This is a genomic window from Staphylococcus sp. HMSC071G07, from assembly GCF_001811435.1.
Lineage (GTDB): Bacteria > Bacillota > Bacilli > Staphylococcales > Staphylococcaceae > Staphylococcus > Staphylococcus pettenkoferi.
This window is the reverse complement of the sequence record NZ_KV804784.1, coordinates 231,004-254,750: the sequence shown is the minus strand read 5'-3', so window position 1 is coordinate 254,750 and position 23,747 is coordinate 231,004. Positions and strand designations below refer to the sequence as shown.

The window sequence follows — 23,747 nt, the reverse complement described above, 5'->3', positions numbered from 1 at the left end:
AAATGTTTTACAGAAATACGTTATCTTATGCGGCGCTTACCTTCATTTTACAATTATTGGGGATAGTTGTTTCTTGAAAAATAAGACTGCCCGCATACTTCGTTTCTTATTTATTCTCTTTAACTGTACCTTGGATTGTACCCTCTTTAGTTTCCTTAACTGTACCTGAGATTGTACCTTTGTTCTCTTTCTTCGCCATGTTCGCACACCTCCTCATTCGATTTGTGCTTTCAAGTTAATCGTTAAACACTTTGCGATATTGGACTAAGCCTGAAATGTAATGCTCAATGTCGTCAATACGCACACGGTAGCCGTGATGTTTAATAAAGAATGAATTGATGATTCGTGCTGGATTCTTGAAGTACATCGCAAGTTCAGGATAGAAGAATCCGACACGCTCATAGTTAGCGCGAATATGAATCGTTTCAATAAATTCCTCTTCGTCGATTAACTCTTCCACTAAATCTGCATGACCTGATTTCTTCGCTTTCTGAATCAAGTGGTATGTGGCCATGAGCATTTCTAAAAATGTTGGGAATGTCGTTTCACGATTTCTAATATAATTCAAATACGGCGCTACGTTCTGAATACCAAACTCGAAGTATTTACGTTGTGGGTCAATTTGAACGAGTTCATTGGTACAATATCCAAGCCAGTGGTCGTGGTATTGCCAATATTTCTCCGCGATGAACTTTTCAAATAAACCTTGAACTGCTTTGAGCCAAGTCTCGTTATGGTCAATTTGATATAAACGTAATAACGCTAAAGCTGCTTCACCGTCATAGTACACTACTCTGAACTGCTCTTTCGTCGTGAGATCTGGATAGTTAATGACATGTGTCGTCTGCGCGTTGTCTGGATCGATCATGCTGAGAATTCCGTTAGCAACGAGTTGCGCTTTCTCAAGTAACCCTTTCTCTTCAGGATTATAACGGAGATACTCACAAACAGCGAAGACGAATGCAGCATTCTGACCGAGCTTAATCTCATTAATATTTTTCGTATCATCAAAGATATGACCCTTGCCATCTACTTCGTATAAATAATGTTCAATTAAATACTCTAACGGTTTCTTCGCTAACGTGATGTCCTTATCACAATAAGCGAGTCCTTCGATTAAGGCATATGTTGATGATGAGTGTCGAAGGTTATTGTAGAAATTGATCTTTTTATCAAAATGAGGGAAATAACCGTAAATATACTTCCCGTTCTCTTGAATCTCATTTCCTAAATAATCCGTAAATAATCCGTAGCTTTACAGATTAAATCATCAAGTTCTGGCGCTAGATGATCCACCTTTCTTAACCCTTTCATATAGCCTTCTGCATGTAGGTCAAAGACTTGATCATTCTCAATAAAGAAGCTCTTCGTTCTAAACTTGATCACATCAGCACCGCGCATATTCGCATGACTATACTTACCACGAATACGTTTGTATTTATTCAAATATGTGTTGATATTCGTCTCAGATAAGATGAAACCTTTCTTGTCTTTACCTGGACGCACAAACGCATTGACGTTAATTTCTTCAGGTAGGAAGACGGTATCCCAATCTTCGTCTAACGCTATACCGTAGTCCACATAGTTACGTCGTGTGTTGATTAAATCCGCTTTTACATCTTCAAAGCGTGCCTCTTCCGTATCTGTGACGAAATCGAGCTTAATCCACTGAGGACGCTTCCCTGATTTTTTACGATATTTTTCAAGAAACTTTATGATATTATTCTTCAAATTTCTCTTATTTTTAAATAAATGCACTACAGCTTTACTGTTGGGATTTCCTACACTGAGGAAACTATAGTCATTATCAGGATAAGCACTAGCCATCTCCAGCGCTTGAGAAATACTACTCTGTAATGTCATCTTGTTAACTCCTTAATTTATAAATCTGATCTTATTCTTAAATGTAATCCTACAATACATTATAACTCAGCTATAGGTAAAAGCACTACTTTCTAGGAAATGATACATTTTAAAAATCTATAAGGTAGAGCGGCTAAGCTCAAAGCCTAACCACTCTAGGGTTTAAGAAGATTATTTCTCTTCTTTAGAATCTTTACGACGACGGAAGAATAGAAGTGAACCGAGACCCGCAAGCACTGTGCCTATTAATGTTGTATTGGCATTGTCGCTACCAGTGTCAGGAAGTGCTTTGTCATGGCCTTTGTCAGAACCATGGTCTTTAGTGTTGCCGTCATGATTACCATCTTGAGTATGGCCATCATGGTCTTCATCTGAGTTTGGATCGTGTTCAGTGCCGTGGTCTGCGTCTGCATCTGAATCTGCATCTGCGTCGGCATCGGCATCCGCATCGGAATCTGCATCGGCATCTGCATCGGCATCTGAGTCTGAATCTGCATCTGAGTCGGCGTCCGCATCGGCATCTGCATCGGCGTCTGAATCGACATCTGCGTCGGAATCTGCATCCGCATCCGCGTCGGCATCGGCATCGGCGTCTGAATCTGAGTCAGCATCTGCGTCTGCGTCTGAATCGGCATCTGCATCGGCGTCAGCATCAGCATCGGCGTCAGCATCAGCATCATCTATTTCTTTATAGAAACCACTATCAATAGTGTAATCATTCGCGTTATTAATAGTTACCTCGACAGAGCTACCATCTGAGTCTAAGCTATCGTTACCTACATTTTCTTTAGTAGGAACATAACCTTCTGGTGCTACAAATTCAACTGTATACTTACCATTTTTAAGTCCAGTAAATTTGTATTTACCATCTTGATCAGTTGTAGTACGAGAAATTTCCGCACCATTTTCATCTTTCAAGATAACTGTTACGCCTTCGATACCTTTTTCTTCTTTATTTTGGATACCGTCTTTATTTGTATCTTCCCATACGTAATCACCGAGTTCGTATGTGCTTTCTGGTTTCTCTGGTGTTTCTACTTTCTTATGGAATCCGCTATCGATAGAGTAATCATTATGATTATTTACTGTAACGTGTACAGATGTACCGTTTGAGTCTAATTCAGGATTATTTCCTGCATTAGGTTTTGTTGGTTCATAACCTTCCGGTGTTTCAAATTCAACTGTATAATCGCCATTATTTAAGCCAGTAAATTTATAACCGCCATCCTTATCTGTTGTTGTACGGTTAATTTCTTTACCATCTTTGTCTTTTAAAATGACTGTTACGCCTTCAATACCTTTTTCATTGCTGTTTTGAATACCATCTTCATTGTTATCTTCCCATACATAGTCACCAATTTCATAAGTGCCTTCTGGTTTCTCTGGTGTTTCTACTTTTTTATGGAAACCACTGTCGATGGAGTGATCATTACGGTTATTAACAGTGACGTGTACAGATGTACCGTTTGAGTCTAACTCAGGATTGTCACCTTCATTAGGTTTCGTTGGCTCATAACCTTCTGGTGTCTCAAACTCAACTGTATAGTCGCCATTATGGAGACCTGTGAATTTATAACCGCCATCTTTATCTGTTGTTGTACGGTTAATTTCTTTACCATCTTTGTCTTTTAAAATGACTGTTACGCCTTCGATACCTTTTTCATTTTTATTTTGGATACCATCTTCATTGCTGTCTTCCCATACATAGTCACCAATTTCATAAGTGCTTTCTGGTTTCTCTGGTGTCTCTTCTGGTTTATGGAATCCACTGTCAATTGTGTAATCATTTGCGTTATTCACTGTAACTTCTACACGTTGACCATCTGAGTCTAGACGATCATCTGAACCTGCATTCGCTTTAGTTGGTTCATAGCCTTCTGGTGTCTCAAATTCTACAGTGTATTTACCGTTACTTAAGTCAGTGAATAAGTACTTACCGTCCGTATCTGTAGTCGTACGTTTGATTTCGTTACCATCTTCACCTTTTAAGATAACTGTTACACCTTGGATTCCGCGTTCGTTACTGTTTTGGATACCATCTTTATTTGAGTCTTCCCATACGTAGTCACCGATTTCGTATTTCGCTTCTTCTTTCGGTGGTTCTTGCTCGTCTGGCTTATGGAAACCACTGTCAATTGTGTAATCATTAGCATTGTTTACTGTTACACGTACTGATTGACCATCTGAATCCAAATGATCGTTACCCACATTTTCTTTAGTTGGCTCGTAACCTTCTGGCGTTTCAAATTCAACTGTGTAAGTACCGTTACTTAATTCTGAGAATAAGTATTTACCATTCGCATCCGTTGTTGTACGTTTGATTTCTTGACCATTCTCACCTTTTAAGATAACTGTTACACCTTGAATACCGTGCTCGTTACTATTTTGAATACCATCTTTGTTAGAATCTTCCCATACATAGTCACCAATTTCGTATTTCGCTTCTACTTTTGGCGGCTCTTGTTCATCTGGTTTATGGAAACCACTGTCAATTGTGTAGTCATTCGCATTATTTACTGTTACATCAACTGTTTGACCATCTGAGTCTAAACGATCGTCACCAACATTTGCTTTCGTTGGTTCATAACCTTCTGGTGTTTCAAATTCTACAGTATATTTACCATTACTTAATTCTGAGAACAAGTATTTACCGTTTGAATCTGTAGTTGTACGTTTGATTTCTTGACCGTTGCTATTTTTCAAAATAACTGTTACGCCTTGAATTCCACGTTCGTTACTATTTTGGATACCATCTTTGTTAGAGTCTTCCCATACGTAGTCACCAATTTCATATTTAGCTTCTACTTTTGGTGGCTCTTGTTCATCTGGTTTATGGAAACCGCTGTCAATTGTGTAATCATTTGCATTATTAACAGTTACACATACTGATTGACCATCTGAGTCTAAATGATCATCACCAACATTAGTCTTAGTTGGCACGTAACCATTTGGTGTTTCAAATTCAACTGTGTAAGTACCATTACTTAATTCTGAGAACAGGTATTTACCTTCTGAATCTGTAGTTGTACGTTTGATTTCTTGGCCGTTATTATTTTTCAAAATAACTGTTACGCCTTGAATTCCATGTTCGTTACTATTTTGGACACCATCTTTATTTGAGTCTTCCCATACGTAGTCACCGATTTCGTATTTCGCTTCTTCTTTCGGTGGTTCTACTTCTTTCTTATGGAAACCACTATCAATTGTATAGTTACTACCGCCGTTAATTGTGACATTCACAGTACTACCATCTGAGTCGACTTCATCGTTAGTGCCAGCATCTACAACTGTTGGTTCATAACCATCTGGTGTACCAAATTCAACAGTATAATTACCATTCTCTAAACCAGTAAATAAGTATTTACCGTTTGAATCTGTAGTAGTACGCTTAATTTCTTGACCATTACTATTCTTCAAGACAACAGTAACACCTTGAATACCACGTTCGTTACTGTTTTGAATACCATCTTTATTTGAATCTTCCCATACGTAGTCACCTAATTCGTAAGTTAATTTAGGTGTTGGTTTGTTCTCACCACTTGCACTAGATACACTACCGAAAGTACTGATATAAACAGTATGGTTGTAACTATTGCCTTCGTTACCTAATTCATAAAGATCTGTTCGTAACTCACGTGAACTTGGGTCATCGTTAGTTGGTTTAGCAGTATATTGAACAATATATTTTTGCCCGCCAGCCATATTAAATGCTGGGTAGTCGAATCTTGCAACTGTACCGTCTGCTGAAATTGTTGGTGTTGTATTTACAAGTTGTAAGTTGCTAACATCTGGATTGTAGTTGTCAGTAAAAGAACTATTGTTTGTTACACGATACAGTTTAATATTTGAAGCATTATCAAACTTCATGTTTTTAAGACTAATTTTTAAACCGTAACCTGCTTTTTTTACACCACTTTGGTTAATGTAGTTAGTCATATGATAAGTATTGTCTCGACTATCAACATAGTTAGTACCAGTTGTTAAGATGGCATCTTTAGGATGACCGTAGTCAACTACAATATTGGAACTAAATGATTCTCCACCTAGTCTAAAGTTCGTAGGATAAGCTTGTTTATCGTTTGTATGAGAATCTTTATTTGTAAACCCTGTAGTTTCATAATGACCGTGAATATTTTGTAAGCCACTATCTACGTAGTCTGTAAATACGTATTTTGTTGTGTTAGTACTTGTATCATACGTACCACGAGCTACAATTCGACCGTCATCACTATATAAGAAGTGAGGTTTCGGTGGAGTATGAATACCACCTTGACGGAAGTAATTACCCCAATCGAACGTAAAGTAATCACCACTATGAACATCGTTATCAACTGTATAGTCACCAGAAATTAATAAGTAGTCACCACTTGTAACCCAGAATTCGTTACGTGTTCCGCCAGCTTTAGTCTTAATGTCTGTCTTGAGGTTAGTAAAGTTAACTTTATCATTAACGTTACGTCCTGTTTCTTCAACTGCTCGGAATGAAGTTCCGCCATTACCCGCAGTTTCGCTAATTGAGTTCGTTGTTGAAGTTGGAACTGTAGCATATGTTTCTGGTAACTTATGTTTTTGGCTATATTGGATTGCTTCGTAGATTAATTTTTCTAATACTTCGTCAGAAGAAAGATTATCTAAGTCGCCATCTTTAATATTGCTAAGGATTTCTGCAGATTGTTCATCATTGAAATTGTTATCTTTAAGTACATTTGTAAGTACTTCTGATTTATCTTCTGCAGCTTTATACTCAGCGTCAAAGGCATCTAATTCTGCTTTTTGGTTTTCATCTAAATTATCTTTATTGATAATAACAGAACGTTTAGACTCTGTCGGTGCAGTTGTTGTGCTACCTTCAGATTGTTCTTGTTTTCCTGATACAACATCTTCTTCAGCTACATTTTCTTTTTGAACTTTCTCGTCAGAAGTTGTTTCATTTTCTTCTCGTACTGTTGATTTTTTAGTTGTAGGCTCTATTTGTTCTTTTCCTGATTGTGGAGTTTCTACATCAGCATCTTTTTCTTCAGATTGAGTTTGTTCATTAGTTTTTGTTTCTGGTTCTGATTGTTGATCTTCTACTTTTGTTTTCTCTTCGTTATTTGCTGTGTCACTACTATTCTCTTCTGAAGTTTGTTCGGTAGTTGCCTCAGTTTCATGTTCTGTTCCATTTTGCGAAGATTGTTCTTGTTCGCTAGAGTCTGTTGTTATTTCTTCAGCATTATTTGAACTATTCTCGTCTGCTTGAGTGTCGTTATTACTAGGTTCTGTTTGTTTAGTCTGCACATCAGCTTGATCGTCACTTGAATCAGAAGTATCTTTACCTACTTCTTGTGAGTAACCATCTTCTTCCGCTGCTTTAGCATCTTGGCCAGCTCCAAACAGGAGTGTAGCACCAATAATGATACTTGCAGTACCCACCGTGAACTTACGGATGGAATATCGGTTTTTCCGATTTGTAAATGGATTTTTTGACATCTACATTACTCCCTTTTTTCTTGATAGTAGTTTTCGCACATTTTAGTTGTGCGCATTTAATATTACCACCTTCCTTTTAAAATATATATAATTAAATTTAGTTTTTCGGTAAAAAGACACTTTATAGACAATAACAATATAGACAGACACCTTAAAATAATATAAATATATTTACCAATACCTTTATTTTAATATTCTGATTTGAATCAGAGCCACTATGAATCATATATATAATCTTGTATTATTTTTTAATTAGTAATTTCTCCTTTGAATCTAATATTTATTAATTTTTGAGTAACTTTATTTGCCGAGGTGAACATAATTATATTGTTATTTTTAATTCTTATGATTTTGATATGTTTTGAATGCTTTGAGGATTGATAAATATCCCAACTCCTCTCTTGACCCTCACGTTACGTTATCCTTTAACTTAAAGTTAGAGTTAATGAAGTACTTTTAAACAATTTGGCCAAAGATAACTCGCAAACTTATGTAATGGAGGTCATCGGAAATGACACAATATTATAGTATGAAAGAGGTCACACAGATTACTGGAATTACGAAACGCACGCTACACTATTATGATGAAATCGGGTTATTGTCGCCGTCTCATCGTGCGGAGAATCAATATCGTATGTATAGTCAGCAGGATTTGATTGACTTGCAGAAGATTCTCTTTCTAAAAGGATTGGGTGTGCCGCTCAAAGATATTGAAGAAATGTTGAAACTCGAGGACGAGGAATTAAGAGAAGCGCTAGCAACTTATCAAGAACAGCTACTCGCAAAAATCGAGAAATTGAAGAAGTTAAACCATCATCTAATGGAATTCTTAGAAGGTTTGCCTCTCATCAACTTGGATATCTTTAAGCAACCGCTTCAAGATCAATACGCTAAAGAAGCCGAAATTAAATATGGAGAGACGCCCGACTACCAAAGTTATCAAGAACGCGCCGCTTCACGTTCAAACGCTGATTTCGAGGAGGTGCAGCGCAGAATGGATACCGTGTTCGAAAAGTTCAATACCTTAGCTGAGCAACAAGCACCATTCAACGAGACGCGAGCTATCGTTGAAGAATGGAAAGAGGTCATGCGTGCACATGCTGATTTCTCAGATGAGGTGCTCATCATGATTGCCCAAGGTTATGAACAGGATCCGCGCTTCAAGGATTACTTTAAGCAATTCGGCAATCCAAACCTTCCATCCTATATCGCTGAACATGTGACACATCATCTAGAGCAATAGCGCACATTCGACCACGATAAATCATTTTCAACAACATCATCACATCTACAAATAAGAGCAATCCCTACCATTTAGGCAAGGATTGCTCTTTCTTCATGCATCTTCCTATTAAGATTTCAAATGTTGTTTCACACTTGGAATAATTTGTTCACCAATCAACTCAATGTTTTTCATAATTTTATCGAAAGATACGCCGCCAAAGTCAATTTGAGCCATGAAACGTTGATGACCGTACAATTCGTGTTGATAGAGGATCTTCTCTACAATTTGTTGCGGACTACCCACCATTAAAGCGTCGCGTTCATCGGTTGCGGCATTAAATTGCTCTTTCGGATAGCCAGCGCCTCTAATGAAAGACATTCCGACATTGAGATGAGGGTAGTACTCTTCAAGAGCTTGTTGAGACGTCTTAGCAGTATAGAATAAGCTCGCTGTGGATAGCGGCATAGATTCAGGTGACATGTCATGTCCAGCATCTTCTCCTGCTTGGCGGTAGGCATCGACTGCATCTTTAAAGACTTCTGCCGGACCACCTAAAGTTGTCATCATCATAGGTATACCTGCTTTACCCGCTTTGATAGCACTCGGTGGCCGTCCCCCTACTGCACGCCAAATCGGTAGATAGTCATCGACAGGTCGTGGGAAGATCTTCATATTATGCAAATCTGGGCGGAATTGGCCAGACCATGTGATTCTATCATTCGCATTTAATTGCATGAGTAAATCGAGCTTTTCCTCAAACAATGCGTCATAATCATTAATATCTAAACCAAAGAGCTCAAACAAGCCTGTACGTGAACCGCGTCCTGCTACGAGTTCAGCTCGACCTTGAGAAATCAAATCTAACGTTGCAAAGTCTTCAAAGACACGCACTGGGTCAGCTGCACTAATGATGGAGGAGGAACTTGAAATCTTCATTGATGACGTCGCTTGCGCAATCGCACCGAGCACGACACTGTGCGCTTGTGTTGTAAAATGTTCTTGGTGGCTTTCTCCGACCGCAAAGACATCTAATCCAGCTTGTTCCGCTAGTTGACTCATTTCAATGATCTGACGAATCCGTTGTTCATAACTCAATTTAGTTCCATTCTCTGGATTCATCAAATGGTCTCCCAACGTATATAATCCAAATTCTAATGGTGTGTGTTGATTCATAGTTAATCTTGCCAATGCGTTTCAGTCCTTTCGTTCATAACTCATTGTGTAGAGTTATCATTTTAATATGTTAAACGCATACTACACCTTACTGACAAAGTGGTCATGTGATTTGCTCATAATGAGACTTGAACCCCTACTGTCTGCTTTTACCCACCACCCATTGACAGCTCTCCCGATTCACTTTATCCTAGTAATTCATTCTATTTTAAAAATTCAAACAACTTTACTTTTATTTATATGAAAAATACATTGATATGCAAAAATGCAATATTAATCTATTCAAACAAGGGGGAATTGGATGACTTCAAACCATCAATCACAGAATCAAGATTTGCGCATTCAAAGTAAAGTCATCAGTGAAGGGGTGAGTCGTACGCCGAATCGCTCTTACCTACGTGCGCTTGGATTTGAGGATGAGGATTTCCAGAATCCAATGATTGGTGTGGCGAGTACGTGGAGTGAGGTCACGCCGTGTAACGTACATATCGACGGTCTGGCGCGTGATGTGAAGCATGGTATCGGTGAAATGGGTGCGAATCCCCTCATCTTCAATACGATTACGGTATCCGATGGCATTTCGATGGGGACGCCGGGCATGCGTTACTCCCTGCCGAGTCGTGAACTGATTGCCGATTCCATCGAGTCTGTCGTGAATGCAGAGAATCTCGATGGCGTAGTCGCAATTGGAGGTTGTGATAAAAATATGCCAGGTTGCATGATGGGTATCGCACGCCTCAACTTACCTGCCGTCTTCGTCTATGGCGGTACGACGTTACCTGGAAATTTGGAAGGTCAGAAATTAGATGCCGTTTCTGCGTTCGAAGGCGTAGGTCAGTACAATAATGGAGAAATTGATGATGATCGCTTAAATCAAATTGAATGTTCTGCTTGTCCTGGCGCGGGGTCATGTGGAGGTATGTTCACTGCGAATACGATGGCTTCCGCAATTGAAGCCCTTGGTATGAGTTTGCCGGGAAGCGCATCGCACCCTGCTGTCTCTGCAGATAAATCTAAAGATAGTCGTGCTGCAGGTCAAGCCGTTTATCGCTTGCTCGAACGAGGCATTTATCCTGAAGATATTATGACGAAACCAGCGTTTGAGAATGCAATTACTGTTGCGATGGCGTTGGGTGGTTCAACGAATGCCGTCCTTCACCTGCTCGCGATAGCGCATTCGATGGACGTCGATTTGTCATTAGACGATTTCGAAGAGGTGCGTGCTCATGTGCCTCACATCGCTGATTTACGTCCGAGCGGTCAATATGTCATGGCAGACTTGAATGACTATGGCGGCGTCCCTGGCGTGATGAAAGTCTTATATCAACATGGTTTGATTCACGGAGATTGCATGACCGTCACAGGCCAAACGGTTGCGGAGAACTTGGCTGAAGCGCCAGATCTTTCCGACGACGGTAAAATTATCGATTACGACAATCCACAATATCCGACGGGGCCTCTCGTGGTCTTGAAAGGTAATCTAGCTCCGGAGGGTGCCGTGGCGAAGATCTCTGGTCTAAGCGAAACTTATATTAAAGGGCCAGCGAAGGTCTTTGATACTGAAGAAGCAGCGACCAACGCAATTCTGAACGACCGCATCCATCCTGGCGATATCGTCGTCATTCGTTATGCGGGGCCTAAAGGAGGGCCAGGCATGCCTGAGATGCTTTCCGCTTCCTCTATTCTTGTTGGAAAAGGCTTAGGCGAATCGGTTGGATTACTAACAGATGGTCGTTTCTCCGGTGGTTCCCATGGTCTCGTCATCGGACATGCAGCGCCAGAAGCACAAGTCGGTGGCCCTATGGCATGGCTCGAAGAAGACGACATCATCACGATCGATGCCGAGAACCATCTCATCGACTTCGATGTTTCAGATGAAGAATTAGAACGTCGTAAAGCGAAATGGAAAGCGCCAGAATTAAAAGTATCGAAAGGCGCACTTTATAAATACGCACGCTTAGTGAACTCCGCTTCAAAAGGTGCAACGACAGATTAATTTGTGGTAATTATCACTCGGGAAATAATATGAAGTATAATTAAGCCCCCATTTACGTGTTTTGCGTAATTGGGGGTCGTTCTCTGAGATTATTGAAATAAGCTGCTTATCATCAACACGATGATATATAGAAGAATTGCAAATCCAGCACTCATTCCACCTGAAATCAACATAATCTTAGGTCTACTCGTAATGCTTTTAGCCTTAATCACTTTATTCGCTAAAAATGAGCCAATGAGTACACTCACAAATATGATGATGACTTTAATCACACTGCCGTCCAGAACATTCACCTTCCCTCGTCGTTATTTAATCCCTAACTAGCACCTTATTATATTAAGCGCTTTGCCTGTTTCCTAAATCGTTATATCAACGCTACAAAATTTCAATCTATTCTTTCTCCAACGACGCTTTCGTCGCAGTCAACAACATATCAATATTATCGAAATCTACCTTATCCAATAACTTACGAAATTGTTGCATCATCCGTTCGGCAACCTCAATGCCCTTATCCGTCAAACAGATAATCGTCGCACGCTGATCCTCTGCACACTCATTACGACAAACGTAAGGCGTCTCCCCACGCTCGAGTCGATTGACTAAACGAGACATCGCACTTTGGCTCAAACGCACAGATTGAATCAAATCGTTAATCTTACAGCGCTTCTCCGGTTGTTTATACAAATTATAAAGCACGCAGAACTCTCTCAAACTCAACCCGTACTGTTGTTTGAAATTACGCTCAATCATCTGCTCGATATAGTGAAAGTATTCCGTACTCTCCATCCACTCATCGATTCCACTCACTCGTTCCATCATTTCACCTTCTTCCCCTATATGTACTCGCTTACATTCTTAATTGCTATTATACAAGTTTATCTCAGTTCTATAAATGGTAGATAGCAAAGTGCAAAGTGATTTCTTGTATTAACTCCAACCTCTATACTGAAATCTACAATTTTTAACTAAAGAATGATGATAATGAGTAAGATATTCGTTACAGGCGCAACAGGTCTCATTGGCACACGTTTAACACGTCGTCTCGTTGAGGAAGGTCATGAGGTCGCAGGCTTTACAACTTCTGACCATGGTAAAAAGAAACTCGAAAATCAAGAAGTGAAAGGTTACATTGGCGATATCTTTAACTATGAAGATGTAGAAGCAGCAATCGGTGACTTTAAACCTGAGATTATCATTAACGAACTAACAGATTTAAAAGCTGTAGACATGTCAGCGAATACGCGCGTGCGAGTTGAAGGTACGAAAAATCTCGTGAAAGCTGCACAACAACATGGTGTTGAACATATGCAAGCGCAAAGTATCGCGTTTACGTACGCACCCGGTAAAGGGCTAGCTACTGAAGAAACGCCGCTCGATTATAACTCTGAAGGTGATCGCAAAGTGACAGTGGATGGCGTCGAAGGTTTAGAGACACAAACACAAGAAATACCTCATCACGTCATCTTACGTTATGGTTATCTCTATGGCCCAGGTACATGGTTCGGCAAAGATGGCATGATTTACAATCAATTTATCGATGGCGAAGTGACGATGTCAGATGGCGAACAATCTTTCATTCATCTCGATGACGCGGTCGAAACTGCGATTCAAGCGCTGCACTTCGACAGTGGTATCTACAACGTTGCAGATGACGAACCAGTGACTGGTGGCAAATGGGCTGAGTGGTTTGCTGACATGTTAGGTGTGAACCCTAAAATGAATATTCAACCTGCCGCTGATTATGAACGTGGCGTATCAAATAAGAAGTTCAAAGCACAAGGTGGTAAGTTGATTTATAACACTTGGCGTGAAGGTATGAAAGAAGATAATTAATATGTTTAAGCGTAGGCTGACGTGCATATTGTGTGATCACGCCTACGCTTTTTAATTTTTCCCTCTATCCGCACGTCTTAAAATATATAAATTTACCCACTATCTATATTATTGCTCACTATTTTAATGTCATCTTGCTATAATAATATAAAATACATCATCTTAGACTGCCCTCGGAGGTCCTCATCATGCGCAATCAACTACGCCCCTTGAAGCATAAGACCGTCATCGTAACTGGTTATGTAACTGACTATGCCCTACGCTACAGCAGCACCTCGAATAATAACTATATCCGTAACTTACGTATTCTCTTAACTCACGTGTATATTAACGGTATTTTCGTTTCCCACATTTGGCTTATCGAGCGACGTAGATTATTAAAAGACGTCGAAGCCTTGATGAATGAAAAAGTGAAATTTAAAGCGAAAGTGATTTGTTATCTCAAAATCGGTGAAGTAGGTATGGTAGAAGATTATGGTATTGAACGGAAGACACGATTAGTACATGCAGATCATTACCAAGTCAAGTATGACTGAGTTACAGCGTTGTTACACCATAATCATTCACTCAATCCTCGTACTAATTTAGACATCCGGGACTCTTCCTGCAGACAACCCGCACTCTGACCCACGAGCTACAAAGCCCACTACTACGCACTTTCACGCTAATCATGAGAAAACCCACTCGCGCATATCTACTCGACTGCGTGAGTGGGTTCGATTTATATATTATACCGTTGTTTCAATCACTTGAGCCTTACCATTAATCTTCACGTGAACTTTGTCCTCTACTTCGTACTGACAAGCACCTAGAATACGTGTCTTCACTCGACCTATGCCTTTAATATCTAAATAAACTAATGAATCATGTCCGAAGAAATCCGTATCTTGTACCGTTGCTTCAATCCCAGTGTCATCATCACTAATTTCCAGCTGCTCTGGACGAATCATGACCTTAGCTTCTGAACCTTCAGATTGAGACACTTCATTAATTTCAAGATGACCCATACTTCCTTTGAAGTGATCACCTTCAATGTAGCCATCTAAATAAACTGCATCGCCGACGAAGTCCGCGATCTTTTTACAATTAGGATAGTAATAAATCGTCGTAGGTGTGCCTTCTTGAATGTTGCGACCTTCTACGAGAATCATCGTTGAGTCTGCCATAGAAAGCGCTTCTTCTTGATCGTGTGTTACGAAGATCGACGTCGCATTCACACGTTTCAACATGCGTTTCACTTCTGCACGTAACGTCGTTCTCAAACCGGCATCTAAAGCACTAAACGGTTCGTCTAACAGCACGAGTTTCGGATTTGGCGCAAGCGCACGGGCTAATGCGATACGCTGTTGTTGCCCACCTGATAATTCGTTAGGCATACGGTTCTCATAGCCTTGCATGTTCACGAGTGCAAGCATCTCTTGGACACGGTTCGACTTACGCTCTTTACGCGTCAATCCAAAGGCAATGTTCTGTTTCACAGTGAGATGTGGGAACAGCATCCCCTCTTGTGGCACGTAGCCGATCTTACGCTTATCCGGTGCGACATTCGTCTTCGCATCAAAGACCACTTCGCCATCAATCTTAATCTCACCATGATCGGGATCTTCAAATCCGGCAATCGAGCGCAGTAACGTCGTCTTACCACATCCGGATTCCCCGAGCACGGCTAACATGTCGCCTTCTTTGACATCAACCGTGATATCACGTAAAGCGTGCACATTACCAAATTGTTTACTTAGTTGTTTGACTTGTAATTTCGTGTTCAACAGTCTTCACTCGCTTCCAATCTGTAAAGGATTTCATCGTTAATAAGTACACAGGTAATCCTGAGAAGACGATGAGTAATAAGGCGTACGGCGCTGAGGCACCATATTCAAGTTCGTTGGTAAATTCCCAAATCTTCGTCGAGAGGGTGTCGATGCCCACTGGACGTAGGAGTAAGGTTGAAGTGAGTTCTTTCATCACTTCGAGAAACACTAGAGCTAAACCTGAACCGATACCTGGCGTGAGTAGCGGCAAGGTAATTTTGAAAAAGTTAGTCATAGGCCTTTTACCTAAAGACCGGCCTACCTCTTCCAAACTTGGCGGAATCTGTTCCATCGACGTCCGGATAGAGGACTGAGCTAACGGCAGGTAGAGAATAACATAGCCGATGAGTAACAGTGTCACCGTTTGATAGAGCGGGTTGAGATAACGAATCGCAAAGAACACAAGCGTGAGACCAATCACGAGCCCTGGCAAGCTGTGAATGAGAAATGGCAAGTTATTTGCGACTTTACTCGCCCAACCACGATAACGAACGACCGCATAGACAATCGGTAGCGCGACAATCACGGTAACGACTGAACCTTCAAGACCGAGTCTCAAAGTAGACAGTAACGTATGGATAATTTCATCTAAATCAAAGTACGTTGAGTTCCCATAAATCGCCCAATAGATGATCGTTGTGACCGGCACACCTACGGACAAGATACTCAAGATCGCGATAAATAAGTACGCGAGGCCACGACCGAAGATATTCAAACGTGCCTTGTACTGCTGACTACTGCGACCTGAACGGCGTGACGTGAATGATTTGTTGCCGATAATGAGCCTTTGGATAAAAATAATTACCAAACAAAGCATGAGCAACACGAGCGTCATCATTGCCGCAGCCGAGCTATTGAAAGCGACGTCATATTGGTCAAAAATCGCTGTCGTAAAGGTTTCATAGTTTAAAAAAGCAAGTGCCCCGAATTCAGCAAGCATGTGAAGTGCGATCAAGATACCCCCACCTACAATGGCCGGTTTCAACTGAGGCAACGTAATGCGTACGAACGTCGTGAATTTACTCCGACCTAGGGAACGAGACGTTTCTTCAAGCGCAGGGTCGAGCCCTTTTAATGCAGCTACGACGGGCAGATGCACGAGCGGATAACTGGATAATGAGAGGACAAGTAGCGCACCTTTGAACCCTTCTAAGGATGGTGCGACAGAAATCCAACTGTAGCTTGCCACGAAGGCCGGCACGACGAACGGTAAAGTGATGAGTGCGTTTAGGAGTTTACCACCACGCACATTCGTCCGTTCAACGATAAGTGCAGTCGTCGTTCCAATTAAGACGCTCACTAATGTGACGAAGAAGCTTAATTTAATGGTATTCCACAAGAGATGGAACATGCGCGGACGCAAGAGCAAGTCTAAAGAAGCTTGCCAACCAATTTCTTTCGCTTTGATAAAGACATAAGCCACCGGTAACAAGAACAGTAAAGCGAGAAATAAAATAATAATATATAGAAGAACAGGACGTCTCCCGTTCTTAGAATTTCTTCCTCGAAAAAGACGTCCTTGTGTATTACTATTCATTATTATAGTAAACCTTCTTCTTTAAGTAAGTTCACTGCTTCTTTACCGTCAGCGTATTTACCTAAATCTTGTGTACCTTCTGGTGGTTTCAACTCAGAGAATGGTTTCATACCTTTAGTATTTGCTTCTTTGTTTAAAGGATATTGTTTACTCTTATCAGTTAAGATTTGTTGACCTTTTTTACTAGTTGCAAATTTAACGAATTTTTCAGCTTCTTCTTTATGTTTGCTTGATTTCACAACACCTACACTTGCTACAGTTAACATGTCACCTAAGTCATGGTTACCGAAGAAGTATAGACGAGAGTTTAAGTTGTCTTTACCTTTCTCAGCTGCTTGTCTATCCCAGTAGTAGTTGTTGATCAACGCAAATGGAATATCGCCGTTCTCAACAGCTTGAAGCGCACGTTTGTTATCTTTGTAAGTCTTACCATTCTTCTTGATGCCTTCTAACCATTCTTTCGCTGCATCTTTACCTTCAAGTTTAATCATTGCTGAAAGTTGTGCTTGGAACGCACCACTTGTAGGTTGGAAAGCGAATTTGTCTTTCCATTTAGAATCAGTTAAGTCTTTCACTGATTTAGGAAGTTCACTTTCAGAGATCTTGTCTTTGTTGTAAGCTACAACTCTTGAACGTGCAAGTAATCCTGTCCAAGTATCGTCTTTAGATTTGTATTTAGAATCGATTGGTTTGCTAACGTCTTTATCGATTTTCGCAAGTAAACCTTTGTTATCTAACATGATTTGAGGTGAAGATTCTTCTGTGTAGATTAAGTCAGCAGGAGAGTTCTTACCTTCTTCAACGATTTGGTGAGCAAGCTCGTTACTCTTACCGTCACGTTCTTCAACTTTGATGCCAGTGTCTTTCTCAAATGCTTTGATTAAAGCAGATGTAGCGCTCTTATGTTGACCGTTGTAAATGACAAGCTTGCCATTCTTACCGTCTTTAGAGCCTGATTTGTCTCCGCCGTTACCACAAGCTGCAGTGAGCACGAGTACAGCGACTAAGATGATTGGTAATAAGATTCTTTTCATCGCTCTATGTCCCTATCCCTTCTATGTAAAATATGTTGCGTTGGTTTGAAGTAATGGTTTCGATTCGTGATAATGATAACCATTTTCAGTTAAAAATATACCACAATATTGTACACTGCACAAGCGTTTTCATGAATTTCTTGTAGAAAATGTAAATTTTATAAAAATAGACCGTGACCCCAGATACCGAAATTCATGTCGCGGATAAAGGCTGCTTTATTCTCTTCTGCTTCTTCTGTCATCTCTTGTTTGAACTGGTCTAGAGTGAAATCATCGTCGACAATGTGATGTGCTCGCATACGTTCAATCATAATTTCAGTTAACCACTGTAAATCATTATTCTCAGCCGTTTGCATAACCGCTTCTGCTTCGATATGTGGGCTTTCAATTCCTAAGCGCAGAAATATATCATACAATTTCTGACCTATATGAATGTCGCCCCCTTCAGCTTGAACCGTCTTCCATACACGTTGAATCGCTTCCTGATGATGAGGTAATCGATCTCCACCTACTCCGCAATTAATCGCATCACTTTCTTGAAAGGCAATGATACCATTCGGTTTCAGATGTTGTATTAAAAGTTGTAGCGCGCGTTGAGGGTCTGGGAGATACATGAGCACGCGGCGCCCCACTATCGCATCAAACTTTCCAAGATCTTCGGGTAAGTCGTAAATATCTTGTTGTAGATAAGTAATATTAGAACCTGGATTGTTCTGTTGCGCCATCTCAATCATCTGACCACTTGTATCGATACCTACGACTTCTCCTGTTTCGCCCACTATTTCAGAGACGAGTCGTGAAACTTCTCCCGTCGCACAACCGACATCGAGCACGCGCATGCCCTTACTGATTCCTACTTGTTCGAATATCCGTGCCGTAAAATCATTTCGTTTCTGATGTTTCACGTGTAACATCCTTTCTTTATATTTTTCTTCATTATATCGTTAAAAAATGCTCTACTATTTTAACCTATTTAACTCCATTGAAATCATTCCACTAAAACCAAACCACCTAACTTACCAACCCAATTCCGCACGACCTAATAAATATTTTAAGTGAAAAAGATAGACAACCGGGTGAAACTGTGTATAATAGATTATAGTAATTACAAAGTAATAATTATTTTCAATTACATAGTACATGTTGACGTTTGCGTCTCATCCATCTAACCATGTCATGAGATGACATCGACGGCATCAATCGTGAGTATGAAGGCAATGTAACGAATCTCACAATGACTTAACGAATTATTCAAATTCTCAATTTTACCATAACCGTATAAAAGATAATTTTAAATTATTCTAAAGACAGCGTCCTTCAACTCAACACCAAAGGAGATATAACTATGAGTAAATTAACTGGTTTATTTGGCGCACCCGTATCAGACAGAGAGAATAGTATGACGGCTGGTCCACGTGGTCCACTGTTAATGCAAGATATTTATTTCTTGGAACAAATGGCGCACTTCGATAGAGAAGTCATTCCTGAACGACGTATGCATGCGAAAGGTTCAGGTGCCTTTGGGACTTTTACCGTAACAAATGATATTACTCAATATACAAGCGCAAGCATCTTCTCTGAAGTTGGTAAGCAAACAGAAATGTTCGCTCGTTTCTCAACTGTAGCCGGCGAACGTGGTGCGGCAGACGCAGAACGTGATATCCGTGGTTTCGCGTTGAAATTCTATACGGACGAAGGAAACTGGGATCTCGTAGGTAACAATACCCCTGTGTTCTTCTTCAGAGATCCGAAGTTATTCGCAAGTTTAAACCACGTCGTTAAACGTGATCCGAAGACAAATATGCACAATCCTGAAGCGAACTGGGACTTCTGGACATCACTTCCGGAAGCACTTCACCAAGTGACGATCCTCATGTCTGATCGTGGTATTCCAGATGGCTACCGTCACATGCACGGTTTCGGTTCTCACACGTATTCTATGTACAACGCTAAAGGCGAACGTGTGTGGGTTAAATTCCATCATGTGTGCCAACAGGATATTAAGAACTTAACGCCTGACGAAGCAACACGTATCGTAGGTCAAGACCGTGAATCTTCTCAAAGAGATTTGTTCAACGCGATTGAAGAAGGCAACTTCCCGAAATGGAAGATGTACATTCAAGTGATGACGGAAGAGCAAGCGCGTAACCATAAAGATAATCCATTCGATTTAACGAAAGTTTGGTATAAAGACGAATATCCTCTCATCGAGGTCGGTGAATTTGAGTTAAACCGTAACCCTGAGAACTACTTCCAAGACGTAGAACAAGCTGCGTTCGCGCCTACAAATATCGTTCCAGGTATCGATTTCTCACCTGACAAGATGTTACAAGGTCGTCTCTTCTCGTACGGAGATGCGCAACGTTATCGTCTTGGCGTGAACCACTGGCAAATTCCAGTCAACCAACCTAAAGGTGTAGGAGTTGAAAATATTTGTCCGTTCAGCCGCGATGGTCAAATGCGTATTCTAGACGAGAACCAAGGTGCGAAGACACATTATTATCCAAACCAACATGGAGAGTTAGAAAGTCAGCCGCAGTTTAAAAAGCCTGGTTTGCCATTAGAAGGTACAGCTTATGAACATGACTTCCGTGAAGATGACGCGAACTACTTCGAACAACCGGGTAAACTCTTCCGTTTGTTGTCTGAAGAAGAACAACAACGTTTATTCGAGAATACTGCGAACGAAATGGCACCAGTAAGTGACCATATTAAACACCGTCACATTCGCCATTGTTTCAAAGCGGACACTGCATATGGTGAAGGTGTCGCTAAAGCACTCGGTATTGATATTAAAGATGTCGAACTCGATATCGTAGATTAATGATAAATTTGATGCCATTAATGGCTAAGTGAGGCATCCCCAAGTATAGGTGAGAACATTGTTGATACTCTTTCTAAAATGTGAAGCGACTCATCTGCACCACTTTCTTTAATGGCACTGCCCTATTGTATATTGTAGGGCGATTCTAAGCGCAAGGTAAGCACACTTGCGCTTAGCTCCTTTTTAAAAGACTTATGCGAAACACGAAGCGATAAATATTAAGAAATAGATGAGGACTTAAGTAATGATATTAGATAATGTAAATCCAAATGACCTGTTCCCTACTGAACAGAAAGGGCCTACGCTACTCGGCGATATGGACTACCCTGTGCGTGGTGAAGTGAAGACCTTTGAAGCAGGATATGTGGCGACGAGCGAACGTTTGATTCTGAATGTGGATATGGACGGCGAATTCTACTACCGCAATATTAATTATAGTGAGATTGAAGCGATTACGTTGGCAGATGCGACGTTAACGATTCGATTTGCGGTCGGTGCGTTTCCGATGCGCAATGTGGATGTTGAGAAAGCAGAGACATTTAAAGCTTATATTGAAGAACATATGGATTAATAATGATAGAAGAGTCTAGGGTGAGATTAAAAGACATTTGTTTTATCCTGGGCTCTTTTTTACTTTTAAAACGACGATGCTCGCGTGGTTTTTCAATAAATTAATTATAGTGAGAATGACACTTTATAACGCTATCCATACGTAGAATGTTGTACAATAATAGCATTCATATAAAACTCTAATGAGAAGACATGAGATTATGATTGCAAAGACATATTCATATGTACAGGAACACTTGGAAGATATGATTCATAAAGTTAATGAGTATTGTGACGTAGTAACAGTGACAACTAAAGATTGTAATGCAGTGATGATGTCCGAAGATAGTTATATCGAAATTATAGAAACTTTATACTTACAACAGAATTCAGCTAATGCCAAACATCTATCAGAATCTATCGAAAATCTAGAACGTGGTAATGTGAAAACTAAGTCCATTGATATCGCTGATTAAGTAGAAGAATTTTTACTACAGAGCTTCCAGTTGACACAAATAATATCAAATGGAGCATAAAAAAGACAAAAAATTAATCAAGGTTTAAAAAATGAGACACACTCCTGAAAGTTAAAGTCTAACTTCATAGGGTGTATTTTTTGCCTGCACCTCACTCCCCACACACTAAACCCCACAGCCAACCTTAACTTGACTGTGGGGCTCACATAATTATTCTTCTATATTCAATCCACGATAACGATTGATCGTCGCGATAAATTCTTGTTTACGTGGTAAGGCTAAGTCACCTGGATAACGATTCTTCGGCGCAATGGCATCGAAACCTTCCTCAGCAATTTTACTATAAATCGTATCAGCCGCTTCAACGATACTCACCTTACGCCCTGACAAATGATGTTGATAGTAATCCAGCATCATTGCGATGCAGTTCGTCTGACTCGGGTCAGCGAGTTGTTCCAAACCTGAAATGTCAATCGGCTCTTTGCCATACATTATCGCATGCTTACCTTTCGCTTTCAGACGGCTATCTTTACCTTTCTTGTTAAAGCTTCCTTTCGACGGCACGCGTTTCGGAATGTCACCGAACTCGCGATCTGAAATATCATCGCGCTGATATTCTGGCGCTTGCGCAATCGCCTTCGCATCGTCTGTCACGTCTTTCAACTCATACTCATCCATCATAAAGACTTGGTCGGCGACATCGAAGTAATCACCAGAACCGCCGACGATAAGAATCGTAGACACTTGATAATCGTCATAAAGTGGTTTGACCTTACTAGCGAACGGCGTAATCGGCTCTTTCTCAGGCGCAATCAGCTTCTGCATACGGTCGTCGCGAATCATGAAGTTTGTCGCTGTCGTATCTTCGTCGATGAGGAGTAGTGATGATTCCGCTTCGAGCGTTTCCATCGTATTCGCCGCTTGGGACGTACTACCACTTGCGTTCGTCGTAGAGAAATGTGCCGTGTCCTTTTTACCTGGCAGATTATCAATAAACGGCGTGATATTCACTTTCTCCACACTGCGCCCGTCTTCGGCACGAATCTTCATGCCATCCGCGCGTGTGATGACGAACTCACGACCATCTTGCGCGATATGGTTATAAACACCAATTTCAAGCGCTTCAAGCAATGTCGATTTACCATGGAAACCACCACCGACGATGAGCGTAATACCAACCGGAATCCCCATTCCTGTCAGTTGGCCACCATATGGCAAGTCGAGTGTGATTCCATAACTTTCAGGACTGGTAAAAGGCACCGCGTCTTGCAGTGGTAAGTCAGACACGCCATTTTTACGTGGAAGTATCGCATCATTACCTACAAACGCTACGAGGTCGCGACGATCGAGTTCTTCACGAATAAATTGTTGGTTGAGGTAAAGTTCTACTTGCTCTTTCAAGCGATCTTGATCTAAATTGCGATACATTAAGGCTTGCTCAACGACGTTCGGCATGTGATCGATCATGATGGTCGCAGCCTTTTTACCTAAAATCTTACGGCCTGCTGCTGGCATGCCAATCTCGAAACGCACTTCAATCTCTTCGTCATCGATTTGAACGGCAGAACGGTCGAGAATCTCTTGGCCACAACGATCAATAACCATCTTGCCTTTAGATCCTTTCGCACCTTTCTGCGCACGGTTAATTTCTTGACCAAACGCACGTGTTAAGAAGTCAGTTACCGCTACAACTTTATCGTGTGAATCGAGCAGTTCGTCCGGAATCCCCGCTGTTTCACGATTCATAAGTACACGCACTTTACTTGGTGGCGCAAACGGATCCGCTTGCACATGTTCCACGACAAAGGTGAAATCATCGAAGCGGTAATGATTGCCATTCAAACGCTTATACGCGCCGTATTTACCTCCATCTATTGAATGTAACAGTTGTTTCAAATCTTTCGCAGTCTTCAACAGCATCCTCCTCGTTTCAGTTATCTTATTGATTGTTTACCCAACT

The 23,747-nt window shown here is 40.8% G+C and carries 16 protein-coding genes and 1 pseudogene; 7 read left to right on the top strand and 10 right to left on the bottom strand.

Features of this window, described 5'->3' with window-relative positions:
- Positions 1-235: 235 nt before the first annotated feature.
- Positions 236-1,863: pseudogene (locus tag HMPREF2802_RS10495) on the bottom strand (poly(glycerol-phosphate) alpha-glucosyltransferase).
- 171 nt (positions 1,864-2,034) lie between these two features.
- Positions 2,035-7,332, bottom strand: coding sequence for an SdrD B-like domain-containing protein (locus HMPREF2802_RS12040; protein WP_070504387.1), 5,298 nt, complete (start codon positions 7,330-7,332; stop codon positions 2,035-2,037).
- Positions 7,333-7,843: 511 nt separating this feature from the next.
- Between HMPREF2802_RS12040 and HMPREF2802_RS10485 the strand changes: the two genes are divergently transcribed.
- Positions 7,844-8,575: a MerR family transcriptional regulator gene (locus tag HMPREF2802_RS10485; RefSeq protein WP_070504386.1), complete on the top strand. Its 732-nt coding sequence runs from the start codon at positions 7,844-7,846 to the stop codon at positions 8,573-8,575.
- 108 nt (positions 8,576-8,683) lie between these two features.
- Here the strand turns inward: HMPREF2802_RS10485 and HMPREF2802_RS10480 are convergent, their stop codons facing one another.
- Positions 8,684-9,745 carry an LLM class flavin-dependent oxidoreductase gene (locus tag HMPREF2802_RS10480; protein WP_070504382.1) on the bottom strand — a complete coding sequence of 354 codons (1,062 nt, stop codon included), beginning with the start codon at positions 9,743-9,745 and terminating at the stop codon, positions 8,684-8,686.
- 286 nt (positions 9,746-10,031) lie between these two features.
- Here HMPREF2802_RS10480 and ilvD point away from each other — a divergent pair, with 286 nt between their 5' ends.
- Complete coding sequence (ilvD, locus tag HMPREF2802_RS10475; protein ID WP_070504381.1) at positions 10,032-11,726, top strand: dihydroxy-acid dehydratase; 1,695 nt, start codon at positions 10,032-10,034, stop codon at positions 11,724-11,726.
- Between the two features lie 89 nt (positions 11,727-11,815).
- Here the strand turns inward: ilvD and HMPREF2802_RS10470 are convergent, their stop codons facing one another.
- A complete protein-coding gene (locus tag HMPREF2802_RS10470; protein ID WP_070504380.1) occupies positions 11,816-12,019 on the bottom strand; it encodes a hypothetical protein in 204 nt (67 codons plus the stop codon).
- Between the two features lie 97 nt (positions 12,020-12,116).
- Entirely contained in the window at positions 12,117-12,542 is a 426-nt protein-coding gene (locus HMPREF2802_RS10465; protein WP_070504377.1) for a MarR family winged helix-turn-helix transcriptional regulator, read from the bottom strand.
- A gap of 165 nt (positions 12,543-12,707) precedes the next feature.
- Between HMPREF2802_RS10465 and HMPREF2802_RS10460 the strand changes: the two genes are divergently transcribed.
- Together HMPREF2802_RS10460 and HMPREF2802_RS10455 are read left to right on the top strand one after the other, a co-directional pair.
- Positions 12,708-13,559: an NAD-dependent epimerase/dehydratase family protein gene (locus tag HMPREF2802_RS10460; RefSeq protein ID WP_070504374.1), complete on the top strand. Its 852-nt coding sequence runs from the start codon at positions 12,708-12,710 to the stop codon at positions 13,557-13,559.
- Positions 13,560-13,747: 188 nt separating this feature from the next.
- Positions 13,748-14,095: a hypothetical protein gene (locus HMPREF2802_RS10455; protein ID WP_083307633.1), complete on the top strand. Its 348-nt coding sequence runs from the start codon at positions 13,748-13,750 to the stop codon at positions 14,093-14,095.
- A gap of 192 nt (positions 14,096-14,287) precedes the next feature.
- On the opposite strand, the gene HMPREF2802_RS10450 is transcribed toward HMPREF2802_RS10455, so the two are convergent.
- From HMPREF2802_RS10450 to HMPREF2802_RS10435, 4 genes are all read right to left on the bottom strand, one after another.
- Positions 14,288-15,325, bottom strand: a complete 1,038-nt coding sequence (locus HMPREF2802_RS10450; RefSeq protein WP_070504368.1) for an ABC transporter ATP-binding protein — start codon at positions 15,323-15,325, stop codon at positions 14,288-14,290.
- A complete protein-coding gene (locus HMPREF2802_RS10445; RefSeq protein ID WP_070504366.1) occupies positions 15,291-16,904 on the bottom strand; it encodes an ABC transporter permease in 1,614 nt (537 codons plus the stop codon). The genes HMPREF2802_RS10450 and HMPREF2802_RS10445 overlap by 35 nt, the downstream gene beginning before the upstream one ends.
- A 2-nt stretch (positions 16,905-16,906) precedes the next feature.
- The gene (locus HMPREF2802_RS10440) at positions 16,907-17,938 is read right to left on the bottom strand and encodes an extracellular solute-binding protein (protein WP_053092824.1); all 1,032 of its coding nucleotides are present in this window, start codon (positions 17,936-17,938) and stop codon (positions 16,907-16,909) included.
- Between the two features lie 158 nt (positions 17,939-18,096).
- The gene (locus tag HMPREF2802_RS10435; protein WP_070504363.1) at positions 18,097-18,852 is read right to left on the bottom strand and encodes a methyltransferase domain-containing protein; all 756 of its coding nucleotides are present in this window, start codon (positions 18,850-18,852) and stop codon (positions 18,097-18,099) included.
- A gap of 431 nt (positions 18,853-19,283) precedes the next feature.
- On the opposite strand from HMPREF2802_RS10435, the gene HMPREF2802_RS10430 reads away from it, so the two are divergent.
- The 3 genes from HMPREF2802_RS10430 to HMPREF2802_RS10420 all read left to right on the top strand — a co-directional run bounded on the left by HMPREF2802_RS10430 (position 19,284) and on the right by HMPREF2802_RS10420 (position 21,787).
- Positions 19,284-20,762 carry a catalase gene (locus tag HMPREF2802_RS10430; protein ID WP_070504360.1) on the top strand — a complete coding sequence of 493 codons (1,479 nt, stop codon included), beginning with the start codon at positions 19,284-19,286 and terminating at the stop codon, positions 20,760-20,762.
- A gap of 244 nt (positions 20,763-21,006) precedes the next feature.
- Entirely contained in the window at positions 21,007-21,333 is a 327-nt protein-coding gene (locus HMPREF2802_RS10425; RefSeq protein ID WP_070504358.1) for a hypothetical protein, read from the top strand.
- A 199-nt stretch (positions 21,334-21,532) separates the two neighbouring features.
- Positions 21,533-21,787, top strand: coding sequence for a type II toxin-antitoxin system Phd/YefM family antitoxin (locus HMPREF2802_RS10420; RefSeq protein WP_070504356.1), 255 nt, complete (start codon positions 21,533-21,535; stop codon positions 21,785-21,787).
- Positions 21,788-21,997: 210 nt separating this feature from the next.
- On the opposite strand, the gene HMPREF2802_RS10415 is transcribed toward HMPREF2802_RS10420, so the two are convergent.
- Positions 21,998-23,701 (bottom strand): ABC-ATPase domain-containing protein, encoded by a 1,704-nt coding sequence (locus tag HMPREF2802_RS10415; protein WP_070504353.1) that lies wholly within the window; start codon positions 23,699-23,701, stop codon positions 21,998-22,000.
- Positions 23,702-23,747: the final 46 nt, after the last annotated feature.